Here is a 15,980-nt window from a genome sequence, read left to right on the forward strand (position 1 = left end):
ACAGCGACACCAAACAAGTCCGGCCCCCACACTGTGGGGGCCGGACTCACATCACTTTCAGTGGTAGCGGGGACAGGATTTGAACCTGCGACCTCTGGGTTATGAGCCCAGCGAGCTACCGAGCTGCTCCACCCCGCGTCGACTGGTTAAGACTAACTCACCCGTTCCGGGCAATGATCACCGGGGTCACCAACCGCTACGGGGGCCCGTACTCGACGATGCCCGACGTGCCGGACAATGCCGAAAGCCCGCCCCGGTTTCCCGGGACGGGCTTTCTCTCGTAGCGGGGACAGGATTTGAACCTGCGACCTCTGGGTTATGAGCCCAGCGAGCTACCGAGCTGCTCCACCCCGCGTCGGCTCGATAACCGTAGCGCACCGACCCGGGACACCGCAAAGCGACGCCGATACCGCACTCGCCGACACCCCTGACCTGGGCCGTTGTCAGTCGAGCCAGTTCTCGATCGCCGCGACCGCCCGTCGACTGTCAGCATCGACCTGGGACCGAACGGCCGCCGTGTGCTCCCAACCCTGCTCCCAGAGCACCGTCACGACGTCGCCGACACGGACCGCCCGGACCAGCCGAACCTCCTCCGCACCCGGCTCGCCCATCCCGTCCGGCATCGGGGCTCGCATCTCGAACAGCACCGACCCGTCCCCGTACGCCCCCGAGGCCAGCAGCCGCTGCCGCCACGTCCTGTTGTCGTCGGACAGCTTCTGGTCGGGGCAACCGCGCACGGCCTGCCGCAGCTCCCGCAACGCGTCGTCGGCCCGGCCGGCCCGGTAGATGGTGATGGTGTGCCGGTAGCTGCCGTCCGGAACGTGCCCCGTCGGCGTCCCCGGCAACTTGTAGGCCAGGTAGCGACCACGGCGTTGGACCATTGCCGCGTCGCTGGGCAGGCGCGTCCCGCACAGCGTCGGCAGGGCCGGACCCTCCCCCGAGGATTCCAGTCCGGTCCGGTTCGGGGCCGCCAGCACGAAGAAGGCGCGGTCCGGGATCGAGGTGGGCGGCCGAGGTGCCGCCGGTCCGGTGGCTGGCTGGGACGGCGTACCGCTCGGGGTGGTCCGCGACGGTGGCGGGAACGAGGGTGTCGACGCCGGGGTCGGCGTGGGTGACGGCCGGGAGGTCGCAGTCGCCCCGGTCGGCAGCGGGCCAGGGGTGTCGGCGGGCGGCGGCAGCGGTGCGGAGCCGTCCGCCGGGTACGCCAGTCGGCCACCGACGGCGACCCCGCCCACGAGCAGCGCCACCGCGAGCGTCGAACCGGCTACTCGGGCTCGGGCCCTCCGGTCGGCGAACCGTCGAAGTGACTCGGGGTGGGTCAGCTCGTGCCCGTCCGCGACGGTGCTGAGCGACCGGTACAGGTCAGAGAGTTCAACTGACATCGTTCGCCTCCAACTCCACTGTGCTGAGGTCGGGCAGCAGCGCGGCCAGCCGGGACCGGCCTCGGGACAGCCAGGACTTCACGGTGCCGACCGGGACGTCGGTCTCCCGGGCGATCTCCTCGACGGACATGTCGAAGAGGTAGTGCAGGGCCAGCGCCTGGCGGTGCGTGGCGGGCAACTGCCGGAGCGCCCCGACCAGGAGCACCCCGTCCTCGCTGGGCGGGGGTGCGACCGCAGGCGGTCCGGTACGGCTCAGCACCACCCGCCAACGGTGCAGGCGCCGCCAGCGGTCGGTGGCCAGCCGGGCCACCACGAGCCGCAGCCACGCCTCCGGCGCCGGATGCGACGACAGTCGCCCCCACTGCCGCCAGGCCCGGGTGTACGCCTCCTGCACGAGGTCCTGCGCCTCACTGTGGTCGCCAGCGACCGCATAGCCGTACCGCAGCGTCCGCCGGGCGGTGCTGCGGTAGAAGTCATCGAAGCTCTGCGCGTCCCGCACGACTGTTCCCCCTCGTCCCCACCCCGTTGCATTGAGGACGGCGGACCGGCGTCGCAGGTTGCGGAGGTGGAGGGTGCTGTCGGTGACGTGACAGATACGCACAGATCAGGACAACGGTCGAGCCCCCGCCGTTCGGACCTGATGCGGTCCGAACGACGGGGGCTCGGGAAGGAACTGCGTGCGGTGGCGGATCAGCCTCCGGCACTCGGACTGGCACCAGGCGCACCAGCGGCCTGCTGCGCCTGCTGGAACGCGGTGAGCGCCTCGTCGAGGGCCTTCAGCGCCCGCCCGTACCGCTCGAAGTCGCCGGACGCCTGCGCGGCCCGGACCTCGGTGATCGCGGTCTGCACCCGGTCCGCGGCGGCAGCCAGGTCACCGGTCGGCGGTGGGGTGCCCGGGCTCGGGGTCGCCGTCGGCGCTGGCGTCGCCGTACCCGAAGGCGTCGGCGTCGGCGTCGTCGGGTTGCCCCCGGTCGTCGGTGGCGGCGACGTGCCCTGCCCGGCCTTCTTACCCTGCTCGACCAACTGCTTGATGCCGTCGTTGATGTTGTCGGCGAGCGCCACGAACGAGCCGCCGTCACCGTACGAGAGCAGCACCTTCTGCAACAGCGGGTACGCGTCCTGCTGGTTGCTCTTCACGTAGACCGGCTCGACGTAGAGCATGCCGTCGGCGAAGGGCAACGACAGCAGGTTGCCGTACTGCACCTGAGCCTGGTTGCTGGAGAGCAGGTTGAGCTGCTGACGGATGTTCGCGTTGTTCGTCATCTGCTGGTGCACCTGCACCGGGCCGGAGATCCGGGTCTGATCCGGCAACTCCAGCACCTCCAGCCGGGGCTTCCCCTCGACGTACGACCCGGAGATCAGCGCGGCGAGGTTCTGCCGGCCGTTCGGGGTGACCGCCGAGGTGAGCTGGAACCGGGGGCTCTCCTGCCCGGGGAACTGGGTGAACAGGTAGTACGGAGGCTGCTTCTGGCCGCTGTCCGGGGCGTCCGGCACGTTGGGCACCTGCCAGAAGTCCTGTGCGGAGTAGAAGTCACCCGGGTTGGTCACGTGGAACTTGGTGAGCAGGTTGCGCTGCACCTTGAACATGTCCGCCGGGTAGCGCAGGTGCTCGGTCAGCTCGACCGGGATCTCCGCCTTCGGCAGCACCAGGTCACCGCCGAACGCCTTGTTCCACGCCTTGAGCACCGGGTCGGTGTCGTCGTACTCGTAGAGCTTCACAGTGCCGTCGTACGCGTCGACGGTGGCCTTCACCGAGTTGCGCATGTAGTTGACGTCTTCCCGGGCGAGCTGGAAGGTGCCCCGGTTGGTCAACTCGTCGGTGGTCTCGGTCTGCAGGTTGACCCTCTCCGCGTACGGGTAGGAGGCCGCCGTGGTGTAGCCGTCCACGATCCACTGCACCCGACCGTCGACCACCGCCGGGTACGGGTCGCCGTCCAGGGTGAGGAACGGCGCCACCTTCTCCACCCGGTCGCGCGGGTTGCGCACGTAGAGCAGCTTGGAGTCCTTGTTGACCGCCTCGGAGAGCAGGAAGTTCGACTCCTGCTCCTTGATGGAGTACAGCAGTCGCCGGGTGAAGGAGCCGATCTCCACGCCGCCCTCACCGGTGTAGGTGTAGGACTCGCCGCCACCCTCACCGACCGGCCTGTCGAACTCGGCCTTCTTGTTCGGGTCGGACTGCCCGACGATGGCGTAGTCGTCGGCCGCCATCCGCTCGCCGTAGTAGATGCGCGGCTGCTTGGCCGGGATCTGCTCGGTCTGCGAGGAGCACGCCTCCTGGGTCTTCTCGCCGAGGAAGCCGGAGACGAAGAACGGCTGCCCGCCGCAGACCACCTGGTTGGCCGGGGCGGCCACCAGCCCGTACCCGTGGGTGTAGACGGTGTGCCTGTTGATCCAGGTGTTCTGCTGGTCGGTCAGCTCGCCGTAGTTGATTTCCCGGACGCCCACCACGTAGTCGGAGACCTTGCCGTTCACCCCGTACCTGTCGATGTCCAGCTTCGGACCGAAGTCGTAGAAGCCACGCACCTGCTGGAGCTGGGTGTACGTCTCGCTGACCAGCTGCGGGTCGAGCAGCCGCACGTTCGACACCACCGAGGTGTCGGTCGCCAGGTTCCCCGGTGGGGTGAGATTGTTCGCCGCGTACGGGGTCGTCTCGGTGGCCCCCAACCCGAACGCCGCCCGCGTCGCGTCGATGCTGCGCTGGATGTACGGCGCTTCCTTGTCCTTGGCGCTCGGCTTGACCTCGAAGGTCTGCACCGCCCAGGGGTAGATGCCGCCGATGGCCACCGCGGACACGCCGAGCAGCGCCAGCGAGATCCCCGGCCAGACCAGGTTCCGCATCCAGGCGTTGGAGAACACGAGGATCGCGATGGCGACCACGATCGAGATGTAGGCGAGGATCTCCTTCGCCGGCAGCAACGCGTTGACGTCGGCGTAGCCGGCGCCGTACAACTTGGCGCCCTCGTTGTACTCCAGCAGCATGGCCCGCCGGTCCAACACGTACGCGATCGCCTTCAACAGCACGAAGACCGCGACCAGCGTGCTCAGGTGCGCGCGGGCCGCGTTGCTCATCCGGTCGCCGACGCCCTGCAGGCGGACCCCGCCGAAGAGGTAGTGCACCGCCAGCGCGCCGATCACGGCCAGCACCACAGCGGTGAAGGCGACCCCGAGCAGGTAACGCCAGAACGGCAGTTGGAAGACGTAGAAGCCGATGTCGACACCGAACTCCGGGTCCTTGATGCCGAAGTCACCGCCGTTGCGGAACAGCAGCCACTGGTTCCACCGGTTCTGCGCGGAGAGACCGGCGAAGAGCCCGACCACAGCGGCGGTCAGCGAGATCCAGGTGCCGAGACGCGGGCTGAGCACCATGCGGTAGCGCTCCAGCGTCGCCTGCTCCACCGAGTGCGGACGCAGTCGCGGGCGCAACCGGTAGGCCAGCCAGAGGTTGCCGCCGACGATCAGCGCCATGCCGAGGCCGATGGCGAGGAAGAGCACCAGCCGGGTGAGCAGGACGCCGGTGAAGACCTCGGTGTAGCGAACCTCGTCGAACCAGAGCCAGTCGGTCCACGCCTGGACACCCCAGCCGAGCAGGGTGAAGAGCACGAACACCCCGACCAGGACCGCGATGGTGACGCGCCCGCGCCGGCTCATCCTCGGGAGGGGGCTGCTGCTACGCATGACCACTGTTGGCTCCGCACGCTCGATATGATCGGCTCCGACCAGGCACCCAGAGTACGGGGTGTTCCTGAGCGTGGCGGGGCACGGTCACACCGGTCAGCAACGCGTCGGCTGACCACCCGCCCGCAACGTCTCCAGAGCGGTCATCGCCTCGTCCAACGAGCCCACCCGCAACAGCGGCAGATCGGGCTGCGGATTGCGGACCGCCTCGGCGCAGTTGTCCGCCGGCACCAGGAAGACCTTCGCCCCGGCGCGCTTGGCGCCGACCAGCTTCTGGGCGATCCCGCCGATCGGGCCGACGGCGCCCTCGTCGTCGATGGTGCCGGTACCGGCGATGATCTGGCCGCCGGTGAGGTCGGCCGGGGTCAACTTGTCCACGATCCCCAGGGCGAACATCAGACCGGCGCTCGGCCCACCGATGTCCCCCAGGTCGATGCCGAGCGTGAACGGGTGGGGCTGCTGCTGATCGATCTCGACACCGATCCGCGGTCGGCCGTCCTGCTCCTGACTGGTCACCGTCGCGGTGGCCGGCACGCCGCCACGGGTGTAGCCGATGGTCAACGCCGTGCCCGCCGGCTTGGCCCGGACCAGCTCGGTGACCTTCGCGGCCACCGGCACCGGCTGGCCGTCCACCGAGGTGATCACATCGCCGGCCTTCAGCGCCCCGGCCGCCGGGCCGTCCCCGGCCACCGTCTTGATCACCACCTGCACCGCAAAGCCCAACTCCCGCAGCGCGGCGGTTTCCGCGCTGGTCTGCGACGCCTTGAAGTCCTCGGCGTTGCGCTGCTCGACCTGCTCCGTCGACTCCCCCGGCGGGTAGACCAGCTCACGTGGCACCACCGCCTCGTCGTCGGAGAACCAGCCAGCGATCGCCCCCCGCAACCGCACGGTGGGCTGCACCCCCACCGTGGTCAGCCGCAACTGGCCGGCCGAGGTCGAGGTCTCCCGACCGGAGACCTGGATGACCTCCTTACCGTCGGTCGTACCGAGGGTGTTGACAGTCGGCCCCGGGCCCAGCACCACGTATGGAATCGGCACCCTGAGCACCCCGATGCTCAGCAGGGCGGTGAACAGGGCACCGAGCAGGACCGTCAGGCCACGACGTCTCATGCCGCAGAGCGTACCGATCGGTTGCGGGCCACCCGCCGGATGCGGCGCGCGACTTCGCCCTCAGCGCAACGCCAGCGGCGGCTACCTGGGGCGCGGTCCGCGTACCGTAGATGTCGTGCCTGATATTCCGTTCGGTTTCGCGCTCCCGGGTGGGCAACCACCAGACCCCAACGATCCCGCGCAGATGCAGCAGTTCATGTCGCAGTTGCAGCACCTGCTCTCCGCGCCGGGCAGCGGGCCGGTCAACTGGGACCTGGCCCGGCAGGTAGCAGCCAGCCAGCTCGCGGCCGCCGGTGACCCGGCGGTGTCGATGTACGAGCGCAACGCGGTCGAGGAGGCGCTGCGCCTCGCCGACCTGTGGTTGGAGCCCGCCTCGGCGTGGCCCTCCGGCATCCAGAACCCCGTTGCGTGGAACCGCAACGAGTGGATCTTCAAGACGCTGGACGTGTGGCGCAAGCTGTGCGATCCCGTCGCCAGCCGGATGGTCGGTGCGATGGGCGACCTGGTGCCACCCGAGGCGCGCGCCCAGCTCGGCCCGATGCAGTCGATGGTGGCCTCCCTCGGCGGCGCGCTGTTCGGCGGTCAGCTGGGCCAGGCCCTCGGCTCGCTCGCCGCGGAGGTGCTCTCCGCCGGCGACATCGGGCTGCCGCTCGGCCCGGCCGGCACGGCCGCGCTGATCCCGGCCAACATCCGGGCGTACGGCGAGGGCCTGGAGCTGCCCGAGGACGAGGTCCGCCTCTACGTGGCGCTGCGCGAGGCTGCCCACCAGCGGCTGTTCCAGCACGTCCCGTGGCTGCGTGGGCATGTGCTCAGCGCTGTCGAGATGTACGCCTCGGGCATCCGCGTCAACCGGGAGGCGATCGAGGAGGCGATGGGTCGGGTCGACCCGACCGACCCCGAGTCGATGCAGGCGATCGCCCTGGAGGGCATCTTCACCCCGGAGGACACTCCGGCGCAGAAGGCCTCACTGGCCCGCCTGGAGACCGCGCTCGCCCTGGTCGAGGGCTGGGTGTGCCACGTCGTCGACAGCGCCGCCAGCGACCGGCTGCCCAATGTCGTCCGGCTGGGCGAGGCGTTCCGCCGTCGCCGGGCCGCCGGTGGTCCCGCCGAGCAGACCTTCGCCGCGCTGGTCGGTCTGGAACTGCGCCCCCGCCGACTGCGCGAGGCCGCGGCGCTCTGGGCCGCGCTCACCCAGCACCGTGGCATCGAGGGCCGCGACGCCGTCTGGGGCCACCCGGACCTACTCCCGTCGGACGACGACTTCGCCGACCCGGTCGCCTTCGCGATGAACGACATGGACCTCAGCGAGCTGGACAGCTTCGATTTCTCCGCCCCCGGCGGGGTGGAGGAGAAGGCCCCCGGCCAGTCGGGGCAGCCGGGTCCGTCGGGTCAGTCGGGGCAGCCCGGTCCGTCCGATGAGACCGACGGCGAGGACGACGCCAAGTCCTGACGCCCGCGCATCGATGGCCTGCGCCCCGGGTGCCCGCAGATCGACGGCGGGCACCCGGGCGCGTTCGTCAGGTGCGTCGGTTCAGGTGGGTCGGCCCGACCCGGAGAGCAGGGCGCGGGTCGCTTCCCAACCCTCGAATGCCGGGTCCAGCGTGGCCAGGTCAGCCGGGCCGCGCAGTCGTCGCCAACCGGTGGTGACCGCCACGTCACCCGGGCGCGGGGCGTTGGCGCGCGCCTCAGCCGGCGTCGCCGTGTCCAGTTCCAGCGTCGGCAGCCAGTCCGGCGCGGGCAGTCGTACCGCGACCCCGAGCAGACCCGGGCCGCCGCCCTCGACCGGCGCCACAGCGACCGGCCGGCTGGTGAGTGGGCGGAGCAGCTTGCCGACGGTCAGGGCGGGCAGGTCAGGCACGTCACTGACCAGCACTGCCGCTTGGTCGTACCCCTCGAGCGCGGCGAACACGGCGTTCGGCGTCGGCTCGGCCACCTCGTACACCGCCGTGCCGGGCCACACCAGCGCATCGGCCAGGGCCCGGTCGGCCGGGGTCACCGCGACCGCGACCTCCACCTCGTTGAGCGTGGCGAACAGGTCGATGACGTCTTCCGCGAGCGCCGCTCGCCACTGCGCCAGGTCGACGCCGGGCGGCGACCAGTGCACCGGCCCGAGCAACGCCACCACCACCCGTCGCGCCATGCCCCGACCCTAGCGCCCCACCCCACCCACCCCACCCACCCCACCCGGCCCGCTCGGCCCACCCGGCCCGCTCGGCCCGCTCGGCCCGCTCGGCCCGCTCGGCCCGCTCGGCTCGGCTCGCTCCGCAACATGATCGACTCGGCCTCATTGAAGTCGGGGTGTCCCGGCAGCCTGGACAGCGCGTTTTTCAGGAAGGCGAGTGGATCTAGGCCGATCGCGCGTCAGACAGCGGTCGGAGCTCGGCGCGGCGCCGCAGGGTCTCGACCCGGCGCCCGAAGAGCGCGGCGCGGTGTCCGAAGGGATTCGACGGGCTGCGCCAGCGCCTCGGGGGCGTGGGTCAGGTGGGGAGCGGCGGGCAGGAGGAGGCTGCGGCGACCCCTTCGAGGTAGCCGCGGGCGCGTTCCGCCTTGGGGTAGCGACCGACCAACGCCCAGAACCGGGCGTTGTGGCTGGGCACGATGAGGTGCGCCAACTCGTGCAGCAACACGTAGTCGATCACCCAGTCGGGCATCTCCTGGACGCGGTGCGAGATGCGGATGCTGCGGTCCGCCGGCGTGCAGGAGCCCCACCGGCCGTTCTGGTTGGTGACCCATCGGACGCTGGCCGGCACCGCCTTCGTGGCGTATCCGGGGAGGTAGAGGTCGATGAGCCGATTGGCCCGGGCCAGCAACTCGTCGTCGGACCGGGCGAGGCGCCCCTCCCGGGCGGCGAGCCGGGCGAGCATCCGGTCGACCCACTCGCTCTCCTCGGCACGGGAGAACTGGTCGGGGATGAGGACAACCACTCGCTCACCGTCACGGTACGCGGACACCGTGCGTCGTCGACGCTGACTGCGCCGCACCTCGACGACCGGCTTGCGCGTCCCCGCCATCACTGGCCCGCGCAGCCTCGACTACGTGTCACGAAGGCAAGCTAATGCCCACTGACCAGGGGTCCGCAAGAGTCAACCGCACGACACGCGCCCGGAAAATGGTGATTGGTCGCCAGCCGTCCCGAAAATTTCTTGACCACGGCGTCATCGCGCCATCTCGTCACCCTTGGTGAACCCCGATGGCACCGGCGCGCGGCACGTCTCCACCGTAGGTGATCACGGCCCCGGATGCCGCTGCGGGGGCACTCGCACGGGTGGCTGTCAGGGTTTGGTCGGCGTGTCCCCGCCAAACTGACTTATCCGACCTATTTCGCCATGCACACTCTCGACGTCGACTTGCTCACAGTGTCGATGCACAGCTGACATGGAACCGCCCAGACCTGGGTAGGGTCCGCGGACCAGCGGTCACGAAGGTGGCCGCGGAGTGAGACCCAGCGCCGGCGCCCCGTGTGGCCCGCCGCCGGGCACCCCGCCGGAACGGCATTGACCGGCGGACGAGACGAGGAGGGCACCGTGGCCGACCAGGCCCAGACGACCTACAACGGTTACTGCGTGAAGTGCAAGGAGAAGCGGGACTTCGAGGGGCACGTCGAGGTCTCGAAGACCGGAATGAACATGGCCAAGGGCAAGTGTCCGGTGTGCGGCACAACAGTGAACCGCATCCTGGGCAAGGCCAAGGTCTGACCCGAACGGGTGGACGGGGGTGGGGTGGCCGGGTGGCCGCCCCACCCCCGTCGCCGGATCGGGAGCGCGTGCCACCGCTGCCAGCCCTGTCGGGTGACCGACAACAGGCGCGAGGGGCTGTGGAAAACCCGTCAAATCCTGTGGATAGCGCTGGACAGCGGCCTGACCGCCTGTGGACAACGATCGACTGAAAGCGAAGATGCGGTCACGATTCGTGACCATGAGCCGCACCGTACTGCCCCGCCCCACCCTGCTGCCCGGCCTCAACCGGCTCTGGCGGGACCGGCACACCCTCCAACTCGGCGTCGGCCCTGGGCCGGCCGCCCTGCTGGAGCTGGCCAACCCCCGCGCCGCCCACCTGCTCGACCTGCTCGACGGCACCCGCAGCGAGCGGACCGTGCTGACCCAGGCGGCATCCGTCCAGGTCAGCGCTGACGACGCGCGTACCCTGCTCGACACCCTGCGGGCCGCCGGCCTGTTGGTGCCCGCGCACAGCCTGCTCCCCCGCGACCTGGCCGGTCCGGTCCGCGCCCGGCTCGCGGCGGAGGCCGGCGCGCTGGCCCTGGCCGCCGCCCGACTGCCCGGCACCCCCGCGCAGGTCCTGCGGAGGCGACGTGCGGCCCGCGTCCTGCTCACCGGCCCCGGGGCGCTCGGCGGGCCGCTGACCGTGGCGTTGGCCCAGTCCGGCGTCGGGCAGGTGATTCCCCAGCTCACCGGCTCGGTACGCCCCGTCGACCTGATCGGCACCGGCATCCCCGCCGCCGAACTGGGTCAGCCGCTCGCACCGGCGGTGCGGGCTGCGGTCAACCGCGTCGCACCGGGCACCGGCACCCGCCCGAGCCGCGCCGTACGGATCGACCTGGTGATCCAGCTCGGCACGGATCGGCCTCCCGCGCTGCTCGCCGCCGGTCTCGCCCAGCGCCGGCAGCCGCACCTGCTGGTCACACTGCGCGAAGGCGTACCGGTGATCGGGCCGTTGGTCCGTCCACCCGCCGGCCCCTGCCTGCACTGCGTCGAGCTGCACCGGGCGGACCGCGACCCGGACTGGCCGAGGCTCGCCGCGCAACTCGCCGCCGCCGACCCGGTGGCCGCCGCAACGACCGGCGCGCTGCTCGTCGCCTGCGGGTACGCCCTGACCGAGGCGCTGACGCAGCTGGACGGCGGCCAGCCGGAGACGCTGGGCAGTGCCATGGAGATCACCGGCGCCGGCCGTTTTCGTCGTCGGGGTTGGCCGCCACACCCGGCGTGTGGGTGCTCACGAGGCCGAGTGTCCGCACCAGCCCGGCCGCAGAGCAGCAGCGGGGCCCTCCGGTCGGTAACAATGACCGGGTGACCGACATCCCGCGCCGCGCCGTGTCCCGCACCGCCAAGCTCGCCGCCCTGCCGCTCGGCTTCGCCGGCCGGACCGTTCTGGGAATGGGAAAGCGCGTCACCGGGCTGGCCTCCGACGTGATCTCCGCGGAGATTCAGCAGCGCACCGCCGAGCAGTTGTTCAGCGTGCTGGGCCAGCTCAAGGGTGGGGCGATGAAGTTCGGTCAGGCGCTGTCGGTCTTCGAGGCCGCGTTGCCGGAGGAGATCGCCGCGCCCTACCGGCAGGCGCTGACGAAGTTGCAGGAGGCTGCGCCACCGCTGCCGGCCGCCAGCGTGCACAAGGTGCTGGCCGAGCAGCTCGGCCCCGACTGGCGGGACCTGTTCGTCGAGTTCAACGACGTCCCGGCCGCCGCCGCGAGCATCGGCCAGGTACACCGGGCGCGCTGGCGCGAGCCGGGCTTCGACGAGTCGGGCGAACCGAACAGCCGCGACGTGGCGGTCAAGATCCAGTATCCGGGGGCCGGTGACGCCCTGCTCGCCGACCTCAAGCAGCTCTCCCGACTCGGCGGAATGTTCCGGGCCATCCAGCCCGGCCTGGACGTCAAGCCGCTCCTGGCCGAGCTGCGCGAACGGATCACCGAGGAGTTGGACTACGAGTTGGAGGCCGAGTCGCAGCGCACCTTCGCCGCCGCGTACGCCGACGACCCGGAGATCTACATCCCGGAAGTGATCAATGCCTCGCCCCGGGTGCTGGTCACCGAATGGGTGACCGGCACCCCGCTGGCCGACATCATCCGCGAGGGCACCGAGGAGGATCGGGACGAGGCGGGCCGATTGATGGCCACCCTGCACCTCTCCGCGCCGCAGCGGGCCGGGCTGCTGCACGCCGACCCGCACCCGGGAAACTTCCGGCTTCTGCCCGACGGTCGGCTCGGGGTGATCGACTTCGGTGCGGTGGCCCGGATGCCGGAGGGCACTCCGGAGCCGATCGGTCGTATCGCCGCGACGGCCCTGCGCGGCGATGCCGACGAGGTGGTGGCGGGGCTGCGGTCGGAGGGGTTCATCGGCTCGGCCGAGGAGATCGACGCCGAGGGGGTGCTCGACTTCATCCGCCCCATGTTGGAGCCCATCGCGGCGGACGGTTTCCGGTTCACCCGAGCCTGGCTACGGGCCGAGGCGGGTCGACTGGCCAGCCCTCGCTCTCCCACGTACCAGCTGAGCAAGCGGCTCAACCTTCCACCGTCGTACCTGCTGATCCACCGGGTGACGCTCGGGTCGATCGGGGTGCTCTGCCAGTTGGAGGCGAAAGCCCCCTACCGGAGCATCCTGGAGCGCTGGCTTCCCGGCTTCGCCCCAGTCGCCTGACCATCGAGGCCCCGGCGCCTGAACACTCGAAAACCCGGCGCCTGAGGACATGGGGAAGGGCGGGTGCCGACCGGCACCCGCCCTTCTGCGTGAGGTGGTATCAGAGAACGCCCAGGTCGCGGGCCGCCTGGTTGCGGCCGGTCATGGCGACGGTACGGGCGGATCGGGTTGCCTCAGTGCTCGTGGTGGTACGACCGGCCTGAGGCCGGCGCATTCGAGCCCGGGTCAACGCTTCGTGAAGTAGTTGCATCTCGAAGGCTCCACTCGGAACGTTCAACATCGTTTTCTCACTCACTGCCGGTGTGCCACCGGCGTAGTTGGAACGGGTCGGGAACATGTCAGGCTGCCAGCCGGACCGCGCCACGCACCTCGGACAGCCCACTGGCCGCCAGGCGCGCCTCGGCCTCGACCCGAAGCTCGGCGTCACGGGCGACGTCCTCCTTACGCGGGCGGCCACGAGGCCGCTTACGCGGGACAACCGCGCCACGCTCGAAGATCTCGCCGCCCCAGACGCCCCACGGCTCCGCTCGCTCAACGGCTCCGGCCAGGCATTCGACACGCAGCGGGCAGTCCCCGCAGAGTGACTTGGCCAGCTCGAGCTCGGTGGGCGAGTCGGAGAACCACAGGTCGGGGTCGAACTTCCGGCAGGGCAGGTTCGCCTCCATCTCGACGCTCATGTCGAGGGGGGCCAACGCCAGACTCATCTCCCGGTCACCTCTCTCTCACTTCGATCTCGTGGATCGCATTCCGACGTACTTACGGCGGGCAAAAAACTGAGGCCGCGGATCCCGGTAAGCGGGTTCCGCGGCCTCGAGGTGAGCCGGAGTCTGATGGTCAGACCGGTTTACCTCGAGGTGGAACGCCGCGGACATCCATGCGCTTCTTGGCGACCTGGATGCCATTGCCCGTGAAGCCACTGGTCCCCTCGACTCCAGCGGGCGCGACGGTCAGGATCAGCTCGGCCTGAACCTGGTGCACCTGTGGAACCGACGGTCGTGCAGCCGCAAGGGCCACCCGGACAGCCGACAGCGGAGCGCAGACAGACGGCATCGCCGCCAGACGCTCATAGGTGAAGATCTTCACGGGAACCACCTCCCTCACGTTCCTCGAATCGACTGGACCGCACCCCGTGAGCAGCCGGAATGGCGCCGCTCGCGTGGTGTGTCCTGAGGCTATTCCTCGCGCCGGGGCGAGGGCAAACGAATTTACGACGAGATTTCGAAAGTTTTCTCCGGGCAGACATCGTCCACCCCGGCACCGGCCACGAGGGCCAGCACCGACTCCCCGTAGAGGCCCAGCTTGCGCGGGCCGATACCGGCGATGGCGATCAACTCTTCCGACCGGCCCGGACGTCGCTCGGCCAACGCGACAAGCGTCGCGTCGGTGAAGACCACGTACGCCGGGACCTTCTGCGCACCGGCCACCCGCTGCCGCCACTCGCGCAGCCGTTCGTGCAGCTCATCGTCTATGTCGGACGGGCAGGTGGGGCAGCGGCCGAGCTTGCGGTCCGGGCCGGCGAGCAGGGTGGCGCCGCAGATCCGGCAGGAGACGATCTGGGTCCGCCGTCGTTCGGGACTGCGGGCCGGAGCGGCGCCGCCGGTCGCCCGTTCGGTGCCGCCGGAGCGGTCCAGCTGCGGCAGGAACCGCGACGGCCGCCGGGCCCGTCCGCCCGGCGAGCGCGCGGCGGCGTACGACAGCCACAGCCACTCCCGGGCGCGGGTGATCCCGACGTAGAGCAGCCGACGCTCCTCCTCGACCTGTTCGACGGTCTTGGCGTAGATGGTGGGCAGGGTGCCCTCGGCGAGGCCGACCAGGAAGACCGCGTCCCACTCCAACCCCTTGGCCGAGTGCAGGGACGCCAGCGTCACGCCGTCCACCGTCGGCACGTGCTGCTGGGCGGCCCGGCGCGCCAACTCCTCGGTGAAGTCGGTGAGGGTGACCGGGCGCTCCACCGAGGCGGCCTCGCCGATCGGCACGACCTCGGGAGTGGCCGCGTACTCCTCGGCGAGCTGGACCAACGCGGACAGCGCCTCCCATCGCTCGCGGGCGGCGCCGCCGGCCGGGGGCGCGTCCGGGGCCCAGCCGACGGCGGTGAGCGCCTCGACGACGGCGGCCGGCAGCGGTGTCTCCCCCGGGATCGAGCGGGTGGCCGCACGCAGCGCGACCATCGCCTGGCGCACCTCGGTCCGTTCGAAAAACCGCTCCGCGCCCTGCACGACGTACGGCACCGCGGCCTCCGTGAGCGCCTTCTCGTACGCCTCGGACTGCGCGTTGACGCGGAACAGCACGGCGATCTCCTTCGCCGGCGTGCCCGCGTCGATCAGCGACCGGCAGCGCGCGGCCACCGCGTTCGCCTCGGCCGGCTCATCGGTGAAGATCCGCAGGTCCGGCTCGGGGCCGGGTGGGCGTTGCCCGCTCAACTCCAGCCGCAGGCGCGCCTCGGTGCCGCGGGCCTGGGAGATCACCGCGTTGGCCAGCCCGACCACCTGCGGTGTCGAGCGGTAGTCGCGGACCAGCCGGACCACTGTGGCGTTGCGGTGCCGGCGGGGGAAGTCGACCAGGTACGCCGAGGTCGCCCCGGTGAACGAGTAGATCGTCTGGCTGGCGTCGCCGACCACTGTCAGGTCGTTGCGGCCGGCCAGCCAGGCGTCCAGCAACCGCTGCTGGAGTGGGTTGACGTCCTGGTACTCGTCGACCACGAAGTGCCGGTACTGGGTGCGGATCTGCTCGCCGACGTCCGGGTGCTCCTCGATGCCCCACACCGCGGCCCGCAGCATGTCCTCGAAGTCGATCACGCCGTTCGAGCGCTTGAGCTGCTCGTACGCGGTGAACACGTCGGCGACCTTCGTCGGCTCGTGCGGTGTGTCGCGCAGTGCCCGGGCCGCGGCCACCACGTAGTCCGTCGGCTCGACCAGCGACGACTTCGCCCACTCGATCTCGCCGGCCAGGTCGCGGGCGGCGGCCCGGTCGGTACGCAGGCCGACCCGGGCGGCGGCGAGGGTGACCAGTCGTACCTTGCTGTCCAGCAGTTCGGGCATGGCGCGGCCGGCCAGCAGCCGGGGCGCGAAGTACCGCACCTGGCGCAGCGCGGCGGCGTGAAACGTCCGGGCCTGGACACCGCTCGCCCCGAGCAGAGTGAGGCGGTGTCGCATCTCGGCGGCGGCGCGGGCGGTGAAGGTGACCGCGAGCACGTGCCGGGGAGAGATCTCCCCGGAGAGCGCCCGGTGGGCGATTCGGGAGGTGATCGCCCGGGTCTTGCCGGTGCCGGCGCCGGCCAGGATGCAGACCGGGCCGGCGGGTGCGGTCACGGCGGAGCGCTGCTCCGGGTCCAGCCCGGCGAGCACCTGTTCCGACGCTGAGTGAACCACCACAACCAGGAATCATCTCAGCTCCTCCCAGCGTTGCAGCGAACAGGCTCGGCTTGATCCGCAAGCCGCGGCCG

General features: G+C 70.8%; 13 protein-coding genes and 2 tRNA genes. 4 read left to right on the forward strand and 11 right to left on the reverse strand.

All coding sequences use genetic code 11. The annotated features are described in order from the left end of the window. Positions 1–61: 61 nt before the first annotated feature. The 6 genes from OHB44_RS29405 to OHB44_RS29430 form a co-directional block, all read right to left on the reverse strand. A tRNA-Met gene (locus OHB44_RS29405) sits at positions 62–138 on the reverse strand. Positions 139–281: 143 nt separating this feature from the next. Beyond that, a tRNA-Met gene (locus OHB44_RS29410) sits at positions 282–355 on the reverse strand. Positions 356–443: 88 nt separating this feature from the next. Next, positions 444–1,382, reverse strand: a complete 939-nt coding sequence (locus OHB44_RS29415; protein WP_330438916.1) for a hypothetical protein — start codon at positions 1,380–1,382, stop codon at positions 444–446. Further along, positions 1,372–1,881, reverse strand: a complete 510-nt coding sequence (locus tag OHB44_RS29420; RefSeq protein ID WP_238687451.1) for a SigE family RNA polymerase sigma factor — start codon at positions 1,879–1,881, stop codon at positions 1,372–1,374. Before OHB44_RS29420 ends, OHB44_RS29415 begins: the two co-directional genes overlap by 11 nt. A gap of 191 nt (positions 1,882–2,072) precedes the next feature. Then, positions 2,073–5,057, reverse strand: coding sequence for a UPF0182 family membrane protein (locus OHB44_RS29425; RefSeq protein WP_330438917.1), 2,985 nt, complete (start codon positions 5,055–5,057; stop codon positions 2,073–2,075). A gap of 96 nt (positions 5,058–5,153) precedes the next feature. Continuing rightward, on the reverse strand, positions 5,154–6,167 hold the full coding sequence (locus OHB44_RS29430) for a YlbL family protein (RefSeq protein ID WP_238687453.1): 1,014 nt from the start codon (positions 6,165–6,167) through the stop codon (positions 5,154–5,156). A gap of 115 nt (positions 6,168–6,282) precedes the next feature. On the opposite strand from OHB44_RS29430, the gene OHB44_RS29435 reads away from it, so the two are divergent. Continuing rightward, complete coding sequence (locus tag OHB44_RS29435; RefSeq protein WP_238687454.1) at positions 6,283–7,617, forward strand: zinc-dependent metalloprotease; 1,335 nt, start codon at positions 6,283–6,285, stop codon at positions 7,615–7,617. Between the two features lie 81 nt (positions 7,618–7,698). On the opposite strand, the gene OHB44_RS29440 is transcribed toward OHB44_RS29435, so the two are convergent. Both OHB44_RS29440 and OHB44_RS29445 read right to left on the reverse strand, forming a co-directional pair. Continuing rightward, positions 7,699–8,307: a hypothetical protein gene (locus tag OHB44_RS29440; protein ID WP_091406135.1), complete on the reverse strand. Its 609-nt coding sequence runs from the start codon at positions 8,305–8,307 to the stop codon at positions 7,699–7,701. 337 nt (positions 8,308–8,644) lie between these two features. Beyond that, positions 8,645–9,178 carry a M48 metallopeptidase family protein gene (locus OHB44_RS29445; protein ID WP_266304488.1) on the reverse strand — a complete coding sequence of 178 codons (534 nt, stop codon included), beginning with the start codon at positions 9,176–9,178 and terminating at the stop codon, positions 8,645–8,647. 513 nt (positions 9,179–9,691) lie between these two features. On the opposite strand from OHB44_RS29445, the gene OHB44_RS29450 reads away from it, so the two are divergent. The 3 genes from OHB44_RS29450 (at position 9,692) to OHB44_RS29460 (ending at position 12,538) form a co-directional block, all read left to right on the forward strand. Then, complete coding sequence (locus OHB44_RS29450; protein ID WP_167457767.1) at positions 9,692–9,862, forward strand: DUF5679 domain-containing protein; 171 nt, start codon at positions 9,692–9,694, stop codon at positions 9,860–9,862. A gap of 220 nt (positions 9,863–10,082) precedes the next feature. Continuing rightward, on the forward strand, positions 10,083–11,195 hold the full coding sequence (locus OHB44_RS29455; protein ID WP_266304487.1) for a TOMM precursor leader peptide-binding protein: 1,113 nt from the start codon (positions 10,083–10,085) through the stop codon (positions 11,193–11,195). Then, on the forward strand, positions 11,192–12,538 hold the full coding sequence (locus OHB44_RS29460) for an ABC1 kinase family protein (RefSeq protein ID WP_266304486.1): 1,347 nt from the start codon (positions 11,192–11,194) through the stop codon (positions 12,536–12,538). The genes OHB44_RS29455 and OHB44_RS29460 overlap by 4 nt, the downstream gene beginning before the upstream one ends. Positions 12,539–12,876: 338 nt before the next feature. Here the strand turns inward: OHB44_RS29460 and OHB44_RS29465 are convergent, their stop codons facing one another. The 3 genes from OHB44_RS29465 to OHB44_RS29475 form a co-directional block, all read right to left on the reverse strand. Next, positions 12,877–13,242, reverse strand: a complete 366-nt coding sequence (locus OHB44_RS29465; RefSeq protein ID WP_030490434.1) for a WhiB family transcriptional regulator — start codon at positions 13,240–13,242, stop codon at positions 12,877–12,879. Positions 13,243–13,372: 130 nt separating this feature from the next. Continuing rightward, positions 13,373–13,588: a hypothetical protein gene (locus OHB44_RS29470; protein WP_181518366.1), complete on the reverse strand. Its 216-nt coding sequence runs from the start codon at positions 13,586–13,588 to the stop codon at positions 13,373–13,375. A gap of 155 nt (positions 13,589–13,743) precedes the next feature. Then, positions 13,744–15,909 (reverse strand): ATP-dependent DNA helicase UvrD2, encoded by a 2,166-nt coding sequence (locus OHB44_RS29475; protein ID WP_238687458.1) that lies wholly within the window; start codon positions 15,907–15,909, stop codon positions 13,744–13,746. Positions 15,910–15,980: the final 71 nt, after the last annotated feature.

This window comes from Micromonospora sp. NBC_00821 (assembly GCF_036347035.1).
Taxonomy (GTDB): domain Bacteria; phylum Actinomycetota; class Actinomycetes; order Mycobacteriales; family Micromonosporaceae; genus Micromonospora; species Micromonospora hortensis.